Origin of the sequence: Chryseobacterium populi, from assembly GCF_000282115.1 — a bacterium.
Taxonomy (GTDB): domain Bacteria; phylum Bacteroidota; class Bacteroidia; order Flavobacteriales; family Weeksellaceae; genus Chryseobacterium; species Chryseobacterium populi.
This window is the reverse complement of sequence record NZ_AKJY01000036.1, coordinates 1-17518: the sequence shown is the minus strand read 5'-3', so window position 1 is coordinate 17518 and position 17518 is coordinate 1. Positions and strand designations below refer to the sequence as shown.

The following is a 17518-nucleotide window of genomic DNA, read 5'->3' as shown; positions in this document are numbered from 1 at the left end:
ATATTATGAAAAGCGTCATCAATTACACATTAAAATCTCTTTTCGGATTAAAAATATAAATCAAAAAGAAAAATAATATCGAAACTGCTAAAAAGTACTGATAATAATGATTGGCATTCTGGGATTTTACAAGCGTTTCAGAGGAAGATGCTTTTTTACTTAAAGCCTCAATAATTCTTTCCGGGGCTTCGTTGATATTATTCCCGTCGATATAGGCACCACCTGTTGACCGGGCCAGCTTTTTCAATGCTTCAGTCTGTCTTTTGGAGATAACAGTTTCACCGCTTCTATCAGATTTATAGCCCATCAGCTGTCCGAAAACATATTCAGGAACCGGCGCTCCTTCGTCAGAACCTATGCCCACTGAAGTAACCATAATTCCTTCTTTGCTGGCCAATCTTATCGCAGCATTGTCGTTACCTTCGTTATCTTCTCCATCGCTTAATAAAACTACTTTCCTGGATCCTTTGCTCACATTCTTAAATTTATCAACAGCAACCTGCATTCCCTTTAAAAAATCGGTTCCCTGGATCTGCATAGAATTGGTTTCAATAGCATTAATATACATTTCAGCAGAATTATAATCTGTTGTCAAAGGCATGATAGAAGTAGCCTGCCCCGCAAAAATTACAATACCTACTTTATCGCTTCTCATCTTCTGCATCACATTTACCATCAGGTTTTTTGCTTCATTCAGACGGCTTGGGCTAATATCTTCTGCATTCATCGAATTGGAAACATCCAGCATAAAAATCACATTATTCAGTCTCTGGTTGGTTTTTATTTCTTCCGATCCGTTTAACAAATCAATAATCGAAAAGATCAAGAATAAGGTTCCCAAAAGATATAAAGTCGGAAACAACCTGGTAAACCCTGATTTCTTATCAAATAGCACTTCATGAAACTGTGCATCTGCAAATACTGCTTTCTTTTTATTTTTCCATTTAAAAAAACGAATCAGAACATAAGCCAGCAGCGGCAAAAGCAACAGCAACAACAGATACCAGTAATTTCCTAAATACCAATCCATCAGCTTAAAAATTTATAAAGTACCCATCTCAACAGTGCATCCATAACCAGCATCCCTAAAGCAATCCAAAGGAAAATTTTAAAATACTCCTGGTAATTGTACAGCTTGGAAACCTTTACATCAGATTTTTCCAGCTGATTGATTTCATCATAGACTTCTTCAAGACTGCTGTTTGAAGTTGCTCTGAAGTATTTTCCTCCTGTCATCTGGGCAATTTCTTTTAAAACAGGTTCATCAATCTTCACTTCCGTTTCCGTGAAAACCAGATCACCGAAGATATCTGTCTGTGTGGGCATTAAAGCATATCCATTCGTTCCAATCCCAATGGAATATACTTTTATATTGTTATTTTTCGCCAGCTCCGCAGCAATTTGTGGTGGCATGGCATTTTCAATCGTATTGACTCCGTCTGTCATTAAAATAATGATCCTACTTTTTGCTTTGCTGTTTTTTAAATGATTAACAGCTATGGAGAGCCCTTCTCCGATAGCAGTTCCAGGTTGTAATTCCAATGGATTAAGATTCTGTAATTCGTCCACCACCACCTGGTGATCGGAAGTTACGGGTACTTTTGTAAAGGCTTCTCCTGAATAATTCACAAGGCCTATCCGGTCATTGGGACGCTTCTGCACAAATTTCACTGCAATATTTTTAAGAGCTGTCAGACGATCCGGAGTAAGGTCTTTCGCCAGCATACTTAAAGAAACATCTACGGAAAGCATAATATCAATTCCTTTTGTATCGTCTCTGTCCTGGGAGATCGTAAAGGTTCTGGGTCTCGCCATGGCGATAATAAGCGCAGAAAGGATGATATACTTTGATATTTTAAGGAGGAAAAGCACAGCAAGAATCCCGTTGCTTTCGCCCATATTCTTTACTGTGGGAACTTTTATCCCCTTTCGTTTCTGCTTGCTTATATCCCTGAATAAAAGAGGGATAAACAGCAGAAACAGCAATAAAAACCACGGACTATAAAATTCGAAATTAAACATCTTTTCTTAAATTTTCAAATTCTAAATCCTTTGATGATCTCTTCACAAATTCCCTGATATCCGTAAAATCTTTTTCCATGGTATCCTGACCGGGGAATGTCTTGGCAAATTTTACCAGATCTCCCCTTACAAATACGTCTTCCACCACTTTTTCGTTTTCCAGTGAAATGGTAATATTTTCTTTCATCCGCTGAATAAGATCATCGGTAAGTAAAACATCCGCCGGCACGTGGTATTGCTTGGTAATGAACTTCCTTGAAATATCAATCAGTTCCACATAGAATGACCGATAGTTTCCTTCTTCAATATATTTTTTCTTTTTAAGTGAATCCAGTTCTTTTAAAGTCTGGTTGGTAGCTGCCGCAGATGAGTTTTTTGATTTCCTGCCCCATTTCACAAACATGATAATGGCAATGATTAAAGCAATAATACCCAATGCTGCCAAAACATACCATTTGTAAAGCTCCCAGTAATCTTTTACTTCAAGCTTCACTTCCTTATTTTTCATAATATCGTTAATCTGATCCGCTTTCTGTGCCGTATTAACGACTTCTACTTCATAAGGAATTGTTTTTAAAATTTTATCTCCTACTTTAAATTCAAGAACGGGAATGGTAAATTTGCCTTCCTCATACACTGCAAATTCAATTTTCCGCTCATAGGAACCGGCATCGCTTCCGATACTGTCTTTGATCGCTTCAAAATGAAAAGGTAACAATTCATTTTTAGCAGCGGAAGAAACTTTTTGATTATTAAGATTGTTGATTTTTACGACAAAATGATTCACCTCTCCCAGAGCAATAGTCTGCTTCTCGAGATTAGAAGAGAGGATCTGTGAAAAAGCATTCGCACAGATAAAAATACATAATATAAACAGTAATTTCTTCAATTTTAAATAAATAATAAATTTTGGATAAAATCTAAATGCTCTTTGATCAATCAAATTATTTTTTCTGAAAATAATTATACAATAATTTTGAATAATCTGCACCGGTATTAATATTCATAAAGCTGGCCGAGCTGTTGGCAAAATCTTCCTCAAGATTTCTTATTTTCTGCTTCTGGGCTTCCGCAAAATTATATCTCCACCTTGCACTGGAGGTATTTGCCCAGACCTGCTTTCCGGTTTCCGCATCATATAAAAGCGTGTATCCTACATCCGGAATTTCATTATCTTTTTCATCATAAATTCTCATTCCCAGTAACTGGTGCTTTTTGGAAGCGACCCTCAACATTTTGGAATCATATTCATCCTCAAAATCTGAAAAAAGGAAAAGTAGGGACTTTCTTTTAAAGATCCCCATCATATATTCGAGGGCTTTATCCACTTTAGAAACAGCAGGAACATAATCTGCAGTCAAAATCGTGCTGATAATTGAAAGAATATGTTTCCTTCCTTTCTGAGGCGGAATTACCTTATATACCTTGTCTGCAAATAAAATCAACCCTACTTTATCATTATTCCCGGCTGCCGAAAATCCTAAGCTTGCTGCAATTTCTGCAACATATTCCCTTTTGAGCTGTTTTTTTGTTCCATAATCCATTGAAGCAGAAATATCCACCATGAGCATCATGGTTAATTCCCTCTCCTCCTCCATTACTTTTACAAACGGCTCACGGAAACGTGCGGTTTTATTCCAGTCGATTCTCCTGATCTCATCACCAAACTGATACGGACGTACTTCAGAGAAGGTCATACCCTGCCCTTTGAAAGCGCTGTGATATTGTCCCATTAAAGTAGCTTCCGTCTTCTTTCGGGTCCGGATTTCTATCTGCTTTACTTTTTTTACAATATCTTTTATCTGCATGTATTCGTTCGTTGAGGGTTTAAAGTTGAGAGTTGATCGTTTTGGATTTAAAGTTTTATGTTTAGGGTTAATGCTTTGACTGATATTACTTCCATCTTCCTGCCTTATTCTTCAAACTCAATCGAAACATTAAACCATTCATCATCAAATTTCGGACTGTATTTTTTATAGAAATTAATGGCCGGTTCATTCCAGTTTAATACCTGAAAAACCATTCCGCTGTACCGATTTGATTTTCCATATTCCAGGGTAGCATCAAATAATTTCTTCCCGATCTGCATTCCTCTCATTTTTTCAGTTACTACCAGATCTTCAAGATAGAGTCTTCTTCCCTTCCATGTAGAATATCTGTCATAAAACAATGAGATCCCTGTAATTTTATGATCCACTTCGGCTACAAATGCTCCCCAAACTGGTGATTGCCCAAATCCGTCTTCAGTAAACTGCTCTAAAGTTACTGTAACTTCGTGCAAAGCTTTTTCATATTCGGCAAGCTCTCTGATCAGCTCCAACATGGGAGCACAATCTTCCTGAACCGCTCTTCTGATTATTACCTCTTTCATCAAAACAATTTATGGTGCCTGAATTTTCGCTAAAATTCTATTGATAATTTCTTCTGTTGAGATTTCTTCAGCTTCCGCTTCGAAGCTCAGGCCAATCCTGTGTCTCAGTACATCTTTAGCCAGCTCTTTTACATCTTCAGGAATCACAAATGCCCTTCCTTTCAAAAATGCATAGGCTCTTGAAGCAATGGCTAAATTGATTGATGCCCTCGGAGAAGCCCCGAAACTGATATAATTTTTAAGATCGGAAAGCCCGTAGTTTTCAGGATAACGTGTTGCAAAAACCATATCCAGAATATATTTTTCAATTTTTTCATCCAGGTAGATCTGGTTGATCAAAGATTTGGCATCTACAATATTCTGTAAAGAGATCACCGGTTTTACTTCGGGCTGATGCGAGGTAGAAACCATTCTCATCACCGTTCTTTCATCTTCAAATTTAGGATAATCTATCGTACATTTCAGCATAAAACGGTCGCTCTGAGCTTCGGGTAAAAGATAGGTCCCTTCCTGGTCGATCGGGTTCTGAGTAGCCAGTACCAGAAATGGTTTCGGAAGTTTCATGGTTTCATCTCCAATCGTCACCTGTTTTTCCTGCATGACTTCCAGAAGAGCCGATTGCACCTTTGCAGGAGCACGGTTGATCTCATCAGCAAGCACGAAATTAGCAAAAACAGGCCCTCTTTTGATAGAGAAATCGTTATCCTTAACATTATAGATCATAGTTCCCACCACATCTGCAGGCAGCAAATCCGGGGTAAACTGAATTCTTGAAAACTCACCATGAACAGCCTCTGCCAATGTTTTTATGGCCAGCGTCTTAGCCAATCCCGGAACTCCTTCCAGCAGGACATGGCCATTTCCCAAAAGACCTATCAAAAGACGGTCTATCATATATTCCTGCCCAATAATAACCTTGTTGATTTCCTGTCTCAGAAGTGAAAATAAGTAATTCTGTTCTTTTACTTTTTCCGTTAGCTGACGAATGTCTTCGGCTTGATGTGTATCTGACATATCTTAATTTAAAAATAATTGGTAAATTTCTAATAAATACTCGCATTAATCAACACAATTAATGCCATTTTTGAGTTAAAGTTTGTTAAATATTCCGGGATTGACAGCCCATTGCAACAATATAATGTGAGTTTTTCATGGATAAAATTAGCTCTAACGGCAAAACTTATTGATATTAATTACTTATTAAATCAGAAAGATACGAATCTAAAAGGTATTTGAAGACGGAAATAACAAAAAAATAAAGTCCATATAGTCCGGCTATATGAACTTTAAAATTATAAGTAAAAAATGACGTTATTAAAGTTTAGTAATGGTAATGGTGAATGTGCTTTCCGGCAGATCTACTGTTTCATTGTACTCTCCTACGTTGATATAATACCCGGTACCTGCCGTTGTTGTGATTGTAATCGTTTCCGCGGTGCCATTACCTCCGTTGTCCCTTGTTCCTACACATGTAAAATTACCACAGCTGCCACTGTATATTCCTATCTGAGGATCGAAAGTGCTGCCCCCAGGCATTGACACTTTAATGGTATACTGGCTGCCATCTCCGTTTATTTTAAACCAGGTCCCATCATTCATCGCATCAGGACAAATCCCTATAAATCCACCATTGTTAGTGGCTGATACGGCATCACTCTGTGTATAGTTATAAGGAAAAGCAGATGCCAGCAAAGCTGCTGAACACGCATCATTTACCGGTATCGGTGGAATGGTTTTAAAAGCAATATCCGTACAGCCGGAAGATTCAGCACCAGCCGAAACAGCTGTAACTTTCAGATAATAATTGGTATCCGGATTAAGTGCAGCTGACGGAGAAAAACTATTGGTAGTCACTGTCTGCTGATTAACAACATTTGTACCTCCCGGAGTGGTTCCTATTGATATTTTATAGGAATCTGCCCCGGAAACAGGGTACCAACTGATATTGGGAGATAAAGAAACAGATTGGGCATTATTTACGGGATAGAGCACGAAAGGACAAGCCGGGTTGGGGCTGGGTGCCAGTCCTGAAATCGTTATTGCCGATTTATAATCGGCTCTTATTCCGCCGGGTGGAGATGAAGGGTTAATAACTGCATGGTCTCCCTTATAATAAAGGGTAGAATTTGGAAAATGCGGGTAAACATGAAAGACCTCATCAAAATTATTGATATCAATGCTCGGAGCATTTTCTTTTGCTGCAATGACTAAATTATCTGTATTATTATAGGAAAACGGTGTTGTAAAAACAACTTCCACTACTCCATTATTATTGGTTACAGCACCTGCAAATACCTGAGTCAGCTGCGAAGAAGGAATCCAGTCTGTGCCGGACGTGAATGCAGTCTTTGAAGTATGCCCGAGATAAACAGTCCAGTTTGAGGAATCCGCAATGCCTGCTGAAGGATCCATGTAAAATTTAAGGCCTGTAATATTTCCTGCCGCATTAGCATTAACTTCCTGTTTAGGATAAATCTGCTGCACATAAGAATAAGAAAAAAAACTACTTATCGGCGCAGTCCCTACACTTGTGCTTCCTATGTTTATATTTATCTGGGCATTCAGCATCAATGCCGTCAATAATAAAAATAAAAGTAAATTCCTCTTCACCATTAATAATGATTTTTATTAATTATGACGCTAATTTAATAATAAAAACACCAAACAACACTATAACATCATTAAATATTCACATTTATCAATATTTAAAGCGAAAATCCTCAATTCAAATATTAAATCTTACACAATCAACAATAAATAAGCATTTATTTTAAAAATATAATTAAGCAGCCTCAATTCAAGTACATATTTTAATATATTTGTATAAAATACCAATGGTATGTATAAAAATATATTTTTTTTAAGTCTTTTCTTCTCAGGCTTTTTTCAGGCCCAGACAACTCCGGTGATGAACGTAATTTCACAGGCAGTTTATTATGATGGTTATGCAGCTACGGTATCCGATCCCGTTCCTCCCGGTCTCATAAGATTGTCCAATGCGAAATATGCACGAAAACTTACAGATACAGAGCTGGATTCCTTTAAAGCAAAGATTGCCATGAGAGTAACTATAGGTGCGCTGTGTGATAATTATGACCGTCTGGGAAGTGTTTATTTAGCAATGGTTCCCAAAAACCAGCCTACTTATACAATCAATGATGTTAATGTTAAAAGAATTGAAGTAGCCAGGTATATCACTCCCTTTATGAATAAAAACCGGTCTCCCCAGGAAGTTCCTTATACCTATGACTTAAGCAATTTATATAATGTATTTCATGATGTCGTATTACGCAGTACTTATGATATGTATATGGAACTGGATGTTTTCGGTGTCCCCTATGCAGCGCAGAATGAGGTTGCGGGATGCTCAGGCAGAACTGACGTATTTTCCGGGACTCTGACTTTTTTCTCAACAGATACAGGGGCAACTGCCACAGACTACAATAGCCTTGTGCCTATATTAAGCTACAGCAGGCTCAATAATTACAATAGTACTGACGTTACCGGTGAAACCGTTAGAATTGTCAATTTTAACCTTACCAATGCCGTGACCAATGCCCGTTTCTTTGTCATATCTACTCCCCATGGCGCCAACAGCGGCGGTGAAGAATATGTAAGAAGACAAAACTATACTTATATTGATGGTGTACAAATGCTTACCTATACTCCCGGAGGAATTTCCTGTGAACCCTACAGGGTATACAACACACAGGGTAACGGAATTTATGGAGGTACCCCAAGATCATTTGCGGAATGGACTTCATGGAACAACTGGTGCCCGGGTAATTCTGTTCCTATCAGAGGATTTACATTAGCCAGCATGACCGCCGGAAGCCATACCCTGAAACATACCATCCCAACAGCTGTATTTAATCAGCAGCAGGGCGATGTTTATTTATCTGTTTATATGCAGGGGAAAAGCAATTCTACTTTAGGAATAAAGGATGTTAAGACAATAGATGTAAATATATACCCTAACCCTACTTCTGATTTCGTTAATATAAAATCGGAAACAGAGGTCGTTTCGGCAGCTGTTTTCAGTGCTGACGGGAAAAAATTAGCTGAAACCTACAAGACAAATAAAATAGATCTTTCATCTTACAGTACAGGTGTTTATTTTTTGAATATTGTCCTGAAAAACGGAATAACCTTTAAACATAAAATCATCAGAAAATAAGACGGATCATCTTTTTAAGAATTCAAATCACGTAAATTTGAAACGCATACAATTCCTCCTTTGAATCTTTTTCAGAGGAGTTTTTATTGAAAGACCACATCGAATTTATTTTTTCGGCGCTTTTTCATTAAAAGAAATAATAAATAGGGCATTATTTCAATACTTAAGAACTTTTACCTTAATCCTTTATCCAAAAAATTGTCATTTTCAGTTTATTAAACTATTTTTGGTGATTAAAATTTTGTAAAATGAATTATCATTTTCAAGCCCACAGACAGGTAAGAAGAAATCTCCTGGATATTCTGCAAAACACATCTCACGAAGATCTTTTGCATATCCCGGATGGCTTCAACAACAACATTTACTGGAATATTGCACATACCGTTGCTACACAACAGCTTTTGCATTATTACTTAAGCGGAAATCCTTTCAGAATTGATAAATATTGGATTGAAACCTACAAAAAAGGAACGCTGCCCAATTTAAATGTTCAAAAATCCGAAGTGGAAGATCTTGAATTTCTACTGACTGAAACTTCGAAGATTTTAATGAAAGATTATGACAGTGATTTCTTTTCTGACTATACTCCGTACACTACAAGTTTCGGATTGGATCTGAAAAGCATTCAGGATGCAATCATTTTCAACAACATGCATGAAAGCCTGCATTATGGATATGCCATGTCGCAAAAAAGAGCAATTTTAGGAGAAAAATACTAGAAGTTTAAGGTTGTTATGGCGACAATTACAAAATTTAGAAATCTGGAAATTATCCCGGGAACTTTGTCATGAAATTTAAAATATTATTGAATTGACAAATCTTAAAAATAATTTTAAACTTTCTAACCAGATTGATTATGGAATATTGCAGAAGGGTTTGAAAGAAATGGAAATAAGGAGTTTATTAAGTTCCTTTCCATTGTAAAAGCTTCTTGTGAGAGACAAGATCTCAACTCTATAGAGTCTTTGATAGAAATTTTATTTCTGAAGAAAAATTTGAAGTTTTAAAACAACAAACAGAAATATTAAGTAAAAAAATTAGTGCTTTTATTAAATATTTGAGCACTACAGATTGAAAAGGAACAAAGTATAAAACTTTAAACTTTGAACCTTAAATAAATAATTTAGATATTAACATGACAGATAAAAAAGACGATTTTATTTTCGGGCTTCGTCCCGTAATTGAAGCTATTGAAGCGGGAAAAACTATTGACAAGATCTTCGTGCAGAATGCATTGCAGGGTGATATTTATGCAGAACTGAAAGCTGTTTTAGCTAAAAATAAGATACGTCCCAACTACGTTCCGGTTGAAAAGCTCAACCGTTTTACAAGAAAAAACCACCAGGGAGTTGTCGCTTTTATTTCCGACGTTCCGTTTCATAAAGTGGAAGATATCGTTCCGCAATTATTTGAAGAAGGGAAAATTCCTTTTTTATTAATTCTGGACAGGCTTACCGATGTTAGAAACTTCGGTGCGATCTGCAGAACTGCCGAATGTGTGGGAGTAGATGCCATTATTATCCCTGAAAAAGGAGCATCACCCATTAACTCAGATGCCATAAAAACCTCTGCCGGGGCCATTTACAATATTAAAATCTGTAAAGAAGCCAATCTGGCACACGCGGTAGATTTCTTACAGCAAAGCGGAATTGCTGTTTTTGCGGCTAGTGAAAAAGCTCAAAAACTCATCTATGATGTAAATTTCACAGAACCATGTGCTATTGTAATGGGAAATGAGGAAACCGGTATTTCTAAAGAAGTTCTGCATCATTCTGATGAAAAAATAAAATTACCTATTGAAGGAAAAACTCAATCCCTCAACGTTTCTGTAGCTTGCGGAGCAATTTTGTATGAAGCGGTAAGGCAGAAAATGACTGCAGTTCCTAATCTATAAACCTATGAGAAACCAATTGCTTTTACCCTTATTTTTTGCATCCTTTTTTTTGAATGCACAAAATAAAAACATTCCTACAGACAATCATCTTGTCACTGAACTGGATAAAATTGTTCAGAAGGAAGCTTCTGTCTATATGGAAAATCCTGCCCGTGTAGGACTTTCGATTGGCATTATCAAAGACGGTAAAAGTTATTTTTATAATTACGGAACCACGGAAAAAGGAAAACCTGGACTTCCGACTTCCAAAAGTGTTTATGAAATTGCATCAATCACTAAAACCTTTACAGGAACACTTTTGGCTCATGCTCTGGTAGATAAAAAAATCAAACTGGATGATGATATCCGACGATATTTAGCCGGAGATTATCCGAATCTCGAATTTGAAAAACACCCGATAACCATTGGTAACCTTACCAATCATTCATCCGGATTGCCTCAGTTTTTACCGGACCAATCGGAAACTTTTAAACAACCTGCCGATTCTATTCCATTTTTATTGTCAGATTTTTACAAGGATTATTCAAGAAAAAAATTTTCAGAAGATCTTCATCAGGCTACAATTGATTTTATTCCTGGAACTGAGTTTAAATACTCTAATACAGGAGCCCAGATTGCCGGTGATATCCTGGAAAAAGTCTATCATAAAAGTTATGAAAAATTAATTTCGGAATACATTACAAAGCCGTTAAAAATGAATCAAACCATAATTGGTACAGATTCTGCAGAACTATTGACCGGTTACAATGAAAAAGGAAGAGTAATGCCAAGAAATATAACAAGTATTATGGCTCCTGCCGGTGGAATTTATTCAACTACAGGAGATCTTGTACAATATATCCAGTATCATCTGGATAAAAACAATACATATGTTCAGTTTTCTCATACTCCGGTTGTAAAAGGGGAAGGTGATCAAATCGGATTGTTCTGGAAAATCCACACCTGTGAAGATGGGACCCAGATAATTTATCATACAGGAGGAACATTTGGTTTTTCAAGTGTGCTTCAGATCTATCCGTCAAAAAATATGGGTGTGATTATACTTTCAAACGAATCTGACAGGTCTTCGCAGGGGAAACTGCAGGATATTGCAGAAAATATAATAAAAAACAGTAGTAAAAATTAAAAAAAATTCAAATGAAAAACATAGCGGCATTAATGCTGATATCATCTATAGCTTTGGTATCTTGTAAAAAAGAAACGGCAAAAATAACAAAAGTAGATCCGAAAACCGGGAAAACCGTTACGGTAGAAGTTCCGGCTGATTCTGTGGCCAAAGTTGCAGAAAATCCGGCTATTAAAGATTCTGCAGGTATTTATACCCAAAGCTTTAAATTGGAAAAAGGAAAAACATATCCTCTTACAACCTATCAGAGAGATGTAAAAACAATGACCGATCCGCAAGGAAAAACCCTGAACGGAACAAGCGAGGCTACCGACGAGATGTCTTTCACGGTTAACGATATTAAAGGAAATGTTTATGATATGACCCTTAACCTGATCGGAAAGAGAAATTCACAGTCTGCCGAAGGAAAAACCATTGTTGTAGATACAAAACTACCGATCCCGAAAGAAGACGATCTTAAAATGATCTGGAATATCAACAGAGCCCTGACAGGCAATAAGCTGAATATGAAAATGGATACAAAAGGAAATGTGATCTCTATTACAGGTTTTGATGCCATTTATACTAAAGTTTTAAATGCTGTAGGCACCATCGTTAAAGATGCCAATCAGAAAGAAAGTGTTGTAGCCAGTCTTAAAGAGTCGTTTAATGAAAAAGTTTTGAAAGACCAGTTCAGCAAAAACCTTACGGTTATCCCTAAAAAAGGAGTAAAAGTAGGTCAAAAGTGGACCAATTCTGAAAATGCAGATCCAAACGGTAAGATAAAAGTTACTTCTGATTATGTATTAAAAAGTGTAGGAAACGGTATTGCGGAAATCTCTGTAACTGGAGGCATCCCTAAAAAAACCGAGAAGAAAACCCAGGGTGCAATCACTCATAGCTTAAGCAGTGAGCTTGTACAAAACGGGACCCTGAAATTTGATCAAAGTACAGGATGGATTACCAACCAGAATATTACGGTAAAAACAACACAGGTAGAAACCATTTCAGACGGAAAACAGTCCCAGTCTATGAAAAGCGTTTCCAATTCTTCTGTTATGGTAAATCCTTCCAACAAATAATGTTGAAGTTTTTAAAATAAAAAATTATGAAGTTCATTCTTGAGTTGGTACTCACCGCTATTATTCTTTTCTTTGTCTGGAATATCCTGAAGAGGATCTTCTTTAAGACATTTTATAGTTACAGGTTTAACAATAGCAGTAACAATAATAGACAGCAGGATATACAAAACTCGAATAAGGATAACCCGAAACTCAAGTGGGACGCAGAAACGGTGGACTATGAAGAGATAAAAGAAACGAAAGATAACAGGTAAAATACCCAATAAAAGATAGTAACCAACATGGCTAAAAATAAAAACTTAATTTATATTGCAATTTCATTAGTTGTATTTATAGTTTTAGCATTTTTATACTCCACTCCCGTTTTTACAGGAAAACAGCTTTTCCAGCATGATATTGTTCAGTACAGAGGAGGTGCAAAAGAGCTTCTCGATTACAGGGCAGACACAGGAAAAGAAACCTACTGGAGTGATTCTATGTTTGGAGGAATGCCTACTTATCAGATGGGAAGCCAGTTTAAAGGTGATATCATCAAAAAAATTGACAGCAATCTGAATTTTCTCCCAAGACCTGTTAATTATCTGTTCTTACTATTTGCAGGGTTTTTCCTTTTGGGAATGGTGGTTGTCAGAAACTGGAAATACGCCTTGTTAGGAGCCACTTTCTTCGGGCTTTCCACCTATTTTTATATTATTATTGCGGCAGGACATAATGGTAAAGTAAATACCATTGAATACTTCGCACCTCTTTTAGCTGGAATTTTATTGGTATATATCCGTAAAAAATATATTTTAGGATTCATTGTCACTACCTTTTTTATGGGACTTCAGGTTGCAGCAAACCACCCGCAGATGACGTATTACCTGTTCATTGCTTTAGGATTTTTATTCCTGTCTGAATTAATCAGGGTGATCATGAAAAAAACGCCGGTGAAACATTTCCTTATTTCTTCGGCCATCATTGCTGTTTCATGTGTAATAGGGGTCGGTATGAATTCCCAGAGAATCATGGCCAATTCCGAATACATTAAGGAAACCGTGCGTGGAAAGCAGATTTTAAATACCGAAAACCATACTTCAGGAAAGTCCGGAATGGATAAGCAAAGTATGCTGATGTGGAGCTATGGAAGACTGGAGACTTTAAACCTTTTTATCCCAAGATTAATGGGTGGCGGAACCCAGGAACCTGAAGGAAAAGAAATGATGAACAGGGTGCAGGAGATGGTTCAGGAAAATGTTTCAAGCCAGGCTGAAATGGACAGGATTTCGAAAGGATTCAGCGGAATGACATATTGGGGAGACCAGCCGGGAACTTCCGGGCCTGCTTATCAGGGAGCCATCGTGTGTTTCCTGGCTGTCTTAGGTTTCTTTTTTGCCTCTAAAAAATACCGTTACTGGATTTTGGGCGCTTCCGTTTTAACTATCCTTTTGGCGTGGGGAAGCAACTTTATGCCGTTATCGGATTTCTTTATCGATTATGTGCCGTTTTACAATAAATTCAGAGCACCATCGTCTATTTTAGTCGTCGTGGAATTATTATTCCCATTAATCGCCATTATCGGATTATATAAATTCTTTACAGACGAAAAATTAACAGAAGAATATAAAAAGAAAATCCTTCTTTATGTAAGTGGCGGAGCATTAGGATTACTGCTAATTCTTCTTGTTTTCGGGAGATCTTTACTAGGTTTTGCCACAGAAAACGAAAAGCTATACTTACCGCCATTCTTGCTGGATTATCTTACTGACGAGAGATTTAAGCTATTTAAAGTTGATGCCTTAAAAGCATTTATCTACGTAGCCATAGCTGCAGCAGTTTTGTTTATGGTGCTGAAGAAAAAGCTTAACCAGAACATTGCCCTGATCATTCTTGGAGTGGTAAGCTTATTTGATTTATGGACGGTCAACAAACGCTATTTAAATAATGATAATTATGTAGATAAAATCTTTGCTGAAAATCCGTTCCAGACGGAAAGCTCAGATTTATTAGCCGAAAAAGTTCAGGGCAATCCGAATCTTGAACCCATTATTTCCAACGCCAATGTCAATAAAACCCTTGAAACCATTGCTGAAAAAGATAAAACACACTATAGGATTTTCAACAATATTTTAGGAACATTCAGTGAAACGAATACTTCTTATTTTAAATCTTCTATCGGAGGTTACCATGCGGTAAAGCTGAGAAGATATGATGATGTCATCAATGAATATTTTCAGGTGATGGATTCTGTGAAAGTTCCGAATATCCTCAATTTACTGAATGCCAAATATTGGGTAGTGGGGGGGCCAGAACAGCCACAAGCCGTTCCTAATGAAAAAGCAAACGGAAATGCATGGCTGGTAAGTGACCTAAAATTTGTAAATACCCCGAATGAAGAAATAAAATCCATCGGTGTTATTGATAATAAGAAAACGGCTGTCATTGCAGCTTCGGATAAATCCTATTTCACGGGTAAACCTGTACAGCCAGATTCTTCAGCGTTTATCAATTTAACGGAATACCAGCCGAATGAGCTAGAATTCAAATCTCAGTCGAAAACACCCCAGCTGGCAGTATTTTCTGAGATTTATTATCCTCATGGCTGGAAAATGTTCATAGACGAAAAAGAAGTCCCGTACATTAAGGCAGATTATCTGCTTCGTGCCGTGCATGTTCCTGCAGGAAAGCATACGATCAAAATGGTTTTCGAGCCCGAAGTTATTGAAAAAGGGAAATGGATTTCTCTGTTTTGCTTCGGATTATTTCTTGCCTTAAGTGCCTTTGGAATTTTCTGGATGAATAAGAATAAAAAGAAAGAAATTCTGGTTGAAGAAAAGGCCTAAATACAGATTGTCATTCAGAATGACAAAAAAGAATTCATAGTTAATGGTAGAAAAGAAAATTCTCATTATCACTTATTACTGGCCTCCAGCGGGAGGTCCTGGTGTTCAGAGATGGCTTAAGTTTGCAAAATACCTGCCTGATTTCGGATGGAAACCGGTGATTTATACTCCTGAAAATCCCAGCTATCCGTTACTCGATGAAAGCCTTTTAAAAGATGTCCCGGAAAATATTGAAATTATAAAAACCAAAATCCGGGAGCCTTATCAATTGGCTGAAAAACTTAATAAAAGTAATAAGAAATTTAAGGCCGGACAGTTTGATGTAGGCCAGAACCAGAGCTGGAAGTCTAAGCTTTCTATCTGGGTAAGGGGAAATTTTTTCATTCCCGATGCCCGGGTTTTCTGGATAAGACCTTCTGTCAGTTTTTTAGAGCAGTATTTAAAAGAGAACAAAATCGATGTAGTGGTCACTTCGGGTCCCCCCCATTCCTTGCATCTGATAGGTTTACGTCTTAAAAAGAAACTTCCCGGCCTGAAATGGGTTGCAGATTTCCGTGATCCCTGGACAGAAATTTCTTATTATAAACATTTAAAGCTTACCCGAAGCTCAGACAAAAAACACCGCCGGCTGGAAAGTGAAGTTTTTAAAAATGCAGACATCACCTTGGCTACAAGCTATACCGATGCTGAAAACTTCCGTAAAAACGGAGCCCATGCAGTTTGTATTACGAATGGATTTGATGATAGTGATTCGAAAGATCAAAAAGGTAAAACTGAAAACCTTCAACCACTTTTCACATTAAGTTATATCGGGGTTTTAGAGCAGTTGAGAAATCCTGAAAACCTTTGGAATTGTCTTAATGAACTAGTAAAAACCTGTCCTGATTTTGCAGAAGATTTCATTCTGAAATTTGTGGGGCGAGTTGATGAAAAAATTTTGAATACGATCGAAAATTCAAATTTAAAAAAACATATTCTCAATCTGGGTTATCTTTCTCACGACAAGGCGGTAGGTGAAATGCAAAATTCTGATATGCTGCTGATTACCAATTTTCCGAATGACTCATCCAAAGGTATTATCCCGGGGAAAATATTTGAATATTTAGCTTCCGGAAAACAGATTATTTCATTTGGCCCGGATCAGGCCGATGTTTCTAAAATTTTAACAGAAACCAATGCAGGAAAGCATTTCAGCTATCATGATTCTGAAACAATAAAAACGTTCATCCTTGAAAAATATAAATTGTGGAAAAACGGGAATCTTCTCGAAAACACTCAGAATATTGAACAGTTTTCAAGAAAAACCCTTACTAAAAAGCTGGCTGAGATCTTAGACTAAATAGTCCATTGATCATTGACCACCGCGATCAGATAATAGGTTCCCTGGAATTCCTCGAATACAAAACGAAGGGCCTTCCAATCCATTTCACCGTATTTTTCTGTCCCTTTTATGTAGTTTTCGGTAAAATCATGCTTTGGATAAATCTCTTGTAAATTATTCAGAGAGTTCCCGCCGCCCTGAAATTTGTTCAGAGAATAAGAGGATACAGTAAAATCTTTTGAGAACACCCATTTTCCTAAATAGTTTTTGATCGTTTCTTTATACGGATCACCGGAACCATCATGGGATCCCCAGGTAAACAGGGTTTTACCGGGATAATATTTTTCAAATGCCTCTTTAGAAAACTGTTTATCATTTTTAGGATCTACGAAAGCATACATAGAAAATCTGATTCCTTTCTTTGGATGGATGCATTCAGCAAACTTTTTATAATCCTTATCTTTTAAGGTTTTCAGAATTTCATCATTTGTTTTCTTCAGAACTTCTTCTTTATTAGCGATTACCTCATGGGTATTTGCTGCAGTATCTGTTTTTATATGAGCTGTAGAATCAGTACTGCCGGCAGCAGGCTTTTTCGGTTCTTTTTTACAGGCTACAAGACTTAGAACCAGAATTGAAATGAATAGTTTTTTCATCTTTACAATATATAATTAACGTGAGTTCGATATAAGAAATTATACATTACTATAGAAAAAAGCGGAAA

At 37.0% G+C, this 17518-nt stretch carries 16 protein-coding genes and 1 pseudogene; 9 read left to right on the top strand and 8 right to left on the bottom strand.

Translation table 11 applies throughout. The features are described 5' to 3' along the window. Positions 1–22: 22 nt before the first annotated feature. The 7 genes from PMI13_RS10930 to PMI13_RS10900 form a co-directional block, all read right to left on the bottom strand. Positions 23–1030, bottom strand: coding sequence for a vWA domain-containing protein (locus tag PMI13_RS10930; protein WP_007843604.1), 1008 nt, complete (start codon positions 1028–1030; stop codon positions 23–25). After that, entirely contained in the window at positions 1030–2022 is a 993-nt protein-coding gene (locus PMI13_RS10925) for a VWA domain-containing protein (RefSeq protein WP_007843602.1), read from the bottom strand. The genes PMI13_RS10930 and PMI13_RS10925 overlap by 1 nt, the downstream gene beginning before the upstream one ends. Further along, complete coding sequence (locus tag PMI13_RS10920; protein WP_034670190.1) at positions 2015–2911, bottom strand: BatD family protein; 897 nt, start codon at positions 2909–2911, stop codon at positions 2015–2017. The genes PMI13_RS10925 and PMI13_RS10920 overlap by 8 nt, the downstream gene beginning before the upstream one ends. Positions 2912–2966: 55 nt before the next feature. Then, positions 2967–3830, bottom strand: coding sequence for a DUF58 domain-containing protein (locus PMI13_RS10915; RefSeq protein ID WP_007843598.1), 864 nt, complete (start codon positions 3828–3830; stop codon positions 2967–2969). A 104-nt stretch (positions 3831–3934) separates the two neighbouring features. Then, positions 3935–4393: a GNAT family N-acetyltransferase gene (locus tag PMI13_RS10910; RefSeq protein ID WP_007843596.1), complete on the bottom strand. Its 459-nt coding sequence runs from the start codon at positions 4391–4393 to the stop codon at positions 3935–3937. Positions 4394–4402: 9 nt separating this feature from the next. Continuing rightward, positions 4403–5407: an AAA family ATPase gene (locus tag PMI13_RS10905; RefSeq protein WP_007843594.1), complete on the bottom strand. Its 1005-nt coding sequence runs from the start codon at positions 5405–5407 to the stop codon at positions 4403–4405. 300 nt (positions 5408–5707) lie between these two features. Beyond that, a complete protein-coding gene (locus PMI13_RS10900; protein WP_007843592.1) occupies positions 5708–7006 on the bottom strand; it encodes a hypothetical protein in 1299 nt (432 codons plus the stop codon). Between the two features lie 226 nt (positions 7007–7232). Between PMI13_RS10900 and PMI13_RS10895 the strand changes: the two genes are divergently transcribed. From PMI13_RS10895 to PMI13_RS10860, 9 genes and pseudogenes are all read left to right on the top strand, one after another. Beyond that, complete coding sequence (locus tag PMI13_RS10895; RefSeq protein ID WP_007843589.1) at positions 7233–8570, top strand: peptide-N-glycosidase F-related protein; 1338 nt, start codon at positions 7233–7235, stop codon at positions 8568–8570. A 248-nt stretch (positions 8571–8818) separates the two neighbouring features. Then, a complete protein-coding gene (locus PMI13_RS10890; protein WP_007843587.1) occupies positions 8819–9289 on the top strand; it encodes a DinB family protein in 471 nt (156 codons plus the stop codon). A gap of 10 nt (positions 9290–9299) precedes the next feature. Beyond that, a pseudogene (locus PMI13_RS20920) lies at positions 9300–9645 on the top strand (four helix bundle protein). A 60-nt stretch (positions 9646–9705) separates the two neighbouring features. Continuing rightward, positions 9706–10464, top strand: coding sequence for a 23S rRNA (guanosine(2251)-2'-O)-methyltransferase RlmB (rlmB, locus tag PMI13_RS10885; protein ID WP_007843586.1), 759 nt, complete (start codon positions 9706–9708; stop codon positions 10462–10464). Between the two features lie 4 nt (positions 10465–10468). Further along, the gene (locus PMI13_RS10880) at positions 10469–11590 is read left to right on the top strand and encodes a serine hydrolase domain-containing protein (RefSeq protein ID WP_007843584.1); all 1122 of its coding nucleotides are present in this window, start codon (positions 10469–10471) and stop codon (positions 11588–11590) included. A gap of 11 nt (positions 11591–11601) precedes the next feature. Further along, a complete protein-coding gene (locus PMI13_RS10875; protein ID WP_007843582.1) occupies positions 11602–12651 on the top strand; it encodes a DUF6263 family protein in 1050 nt (349 codons plus the stop codon). A gap of 26 nt (positions 12652–12677) precedes the next feature. Further along, positions 12678–12905 carry a hypothetical protein gene (locus PMI13_RS10870; RefSeq protein WP_007843580.1) on the top strand — a complete coding sequence of 76 codons (228 nt, stop codon included), beginning with the start codon at positions 12678–12680 and terminating at the stop codon, positions 12903–12905. A 27-nt stretch (positions 12906–12932) separates the two neighbouring features. Further along, on the top strand, positions 12933–15473 hold the full coding sequence (locus PMI13_RS10865) for a glycosyltransferase family protein (RefSeq protein ID WP_007843578.1): 2541 nt from the start codon (positions 12933–12935) through the stop codon (positions 15471–15473). Between the two features lie 43 nt (positions 15474–15516). After that, positions 15517–16812, top strand: a complete 1296-nt coding sequence (locus PMI13_RS10860) for a glycosyltransferase family 4 protein (RefSeq protein WP_007843576.1) — start codon at positions 15517–15519, stop codon at positions 16810–16812. On the opposite strand, the gene PMI13_RS10855 is transcribed toward PMI13_RS10860, so the two are convergent. Next, positions 16809–17450 carry a hypothetical protein gene (locus PMI13_RS10855; protein WP_007843575.1) on the bottom strand — a complete coding sequence of 214 codons (642 nt, stop codon included), beginning with the start codon at positions 17448–17450 and terminating at the stop codon, positions 16809–16811. The genes PMI13_RS10860 and PMI13_RS10855 overlap by 4 nt on opposite strands. Between the last annotated feature and the right edge of the window lie 68 nt (positions 17451–17518).

What these genes read in the sequence shown, in the direction of transcription:
- PMI13_RS10930 (WP_007843604.1), bottom strand. Translation starts at nt 1,030, where the DNA reads ATGGATTGGTATTTAGGAAATTACTGGTATCTGTTGTTGCTGTTGCTT.
- PMI13_RS10925 (WP_007843602.1), bottom strand. Translation starts at nt 2,022, where the DNA reads ATGTTTAATTTCGAATTTTATAGTCCGTGGTTTTTATTGCTGTTTCTG.
- PMI13_RS10915 (WP_007843598.1), bottom strand. Translation starts at nt 3,830, where the DNA reads ATGCAGATAAAAGATATTGTAAAAAAAGTAAAGCAGATAGAAATCCGG.
- PMI13_RS10910 (WP_007843596.1), bottom strand. Translation starts at nt 4,393, where the DNA reads ATGAAAGAGGTAATAATCAGAAGAGCGGTTCAGGAAGATTGTGCTCCC.
- PMI13_RS10905 (WP_007843594.1), bottom strand. Translation starts at nt 5,407, where the DNA reads ATGTCAGATACACATCAAGCCGAAGACATTCGTCAGCTAACGGAAAAA.
- PMI13_RS10900 (WP_007843592.1), bottom strand. Translation starts at nt 7,006, where the DNA reads ATGGTGAAGAGGAATTTACTTTTATTTTTATTATTGACGGCATTGATG.
- PMI13_RS10895 (WP_007843589.1), top strand. Translation starts at nt 7,233, where the DNA reads ATGTATAAAAATATATTTTTTTTAAGTCTTTTCTTCTCAGGCTTTTTT.
- PMI13_RS10890 (WP_007843587.1), top strand. Translation starts at nt 8,819, where the DNA reads ATGAATTATCATTTTCAAGCCCACAGACAGGTAAGAAGAAATCTCCTG.
- rlmB (WP_007843586.1), top strand. Translation starts at nt 9,706, where the DNA reads ATGACAGATAAAAAAGACGATTTTATTTTCGGGCTTCGTCCCGTAATT.
- PMI13_RS10880 (WP_007843584.1), top strand. Translation starts at nt 10,469, where the DNA reads ATGAGAAACCAATTGCTTTTACCCTTATTTTTTGCATCCTTTTTTTTG.
- PMI13_RS10875 (WP_007843582.1), top strand. Translation starts at nt 11,602, where the DNA reads ATGAAAAACATAGCGGCATTAATGCTGATATCATCTATAGCTTTGGTA.
- PMI13_RS10870 (WP_007843580.1), top strand. Translation starts at nt 12,678, where the DNA reads ATGAAGTTCATTCTTGAGTTGGTACTCACCGCTATTATTCTTTTCTTT.
- PMI13_RS10865 (WP_007843578.1), top strand. Translation starts at nt 12,933, where the DNA reads ATGGCTAAAAATAAAAACTTAATTTATATTGCAATTTCATTAGTTGTA.
- PMI13_RS10860 (WP_007843576.1), top strand. Translation starts at nt 15,517, where the DNA reads ATGGTAGAAAAGAAAATTCTCATTATCACTTATTACTGGCCTCCAGCG.
- PMI13_RS10855 (WP_007843575.1), bottom strand. Translation starts at nt 17,450, where the DNA reads ATGAAAAAACTATTCATTTCAATTCTGGTTCTAAGTCTTGTAGCCTGT.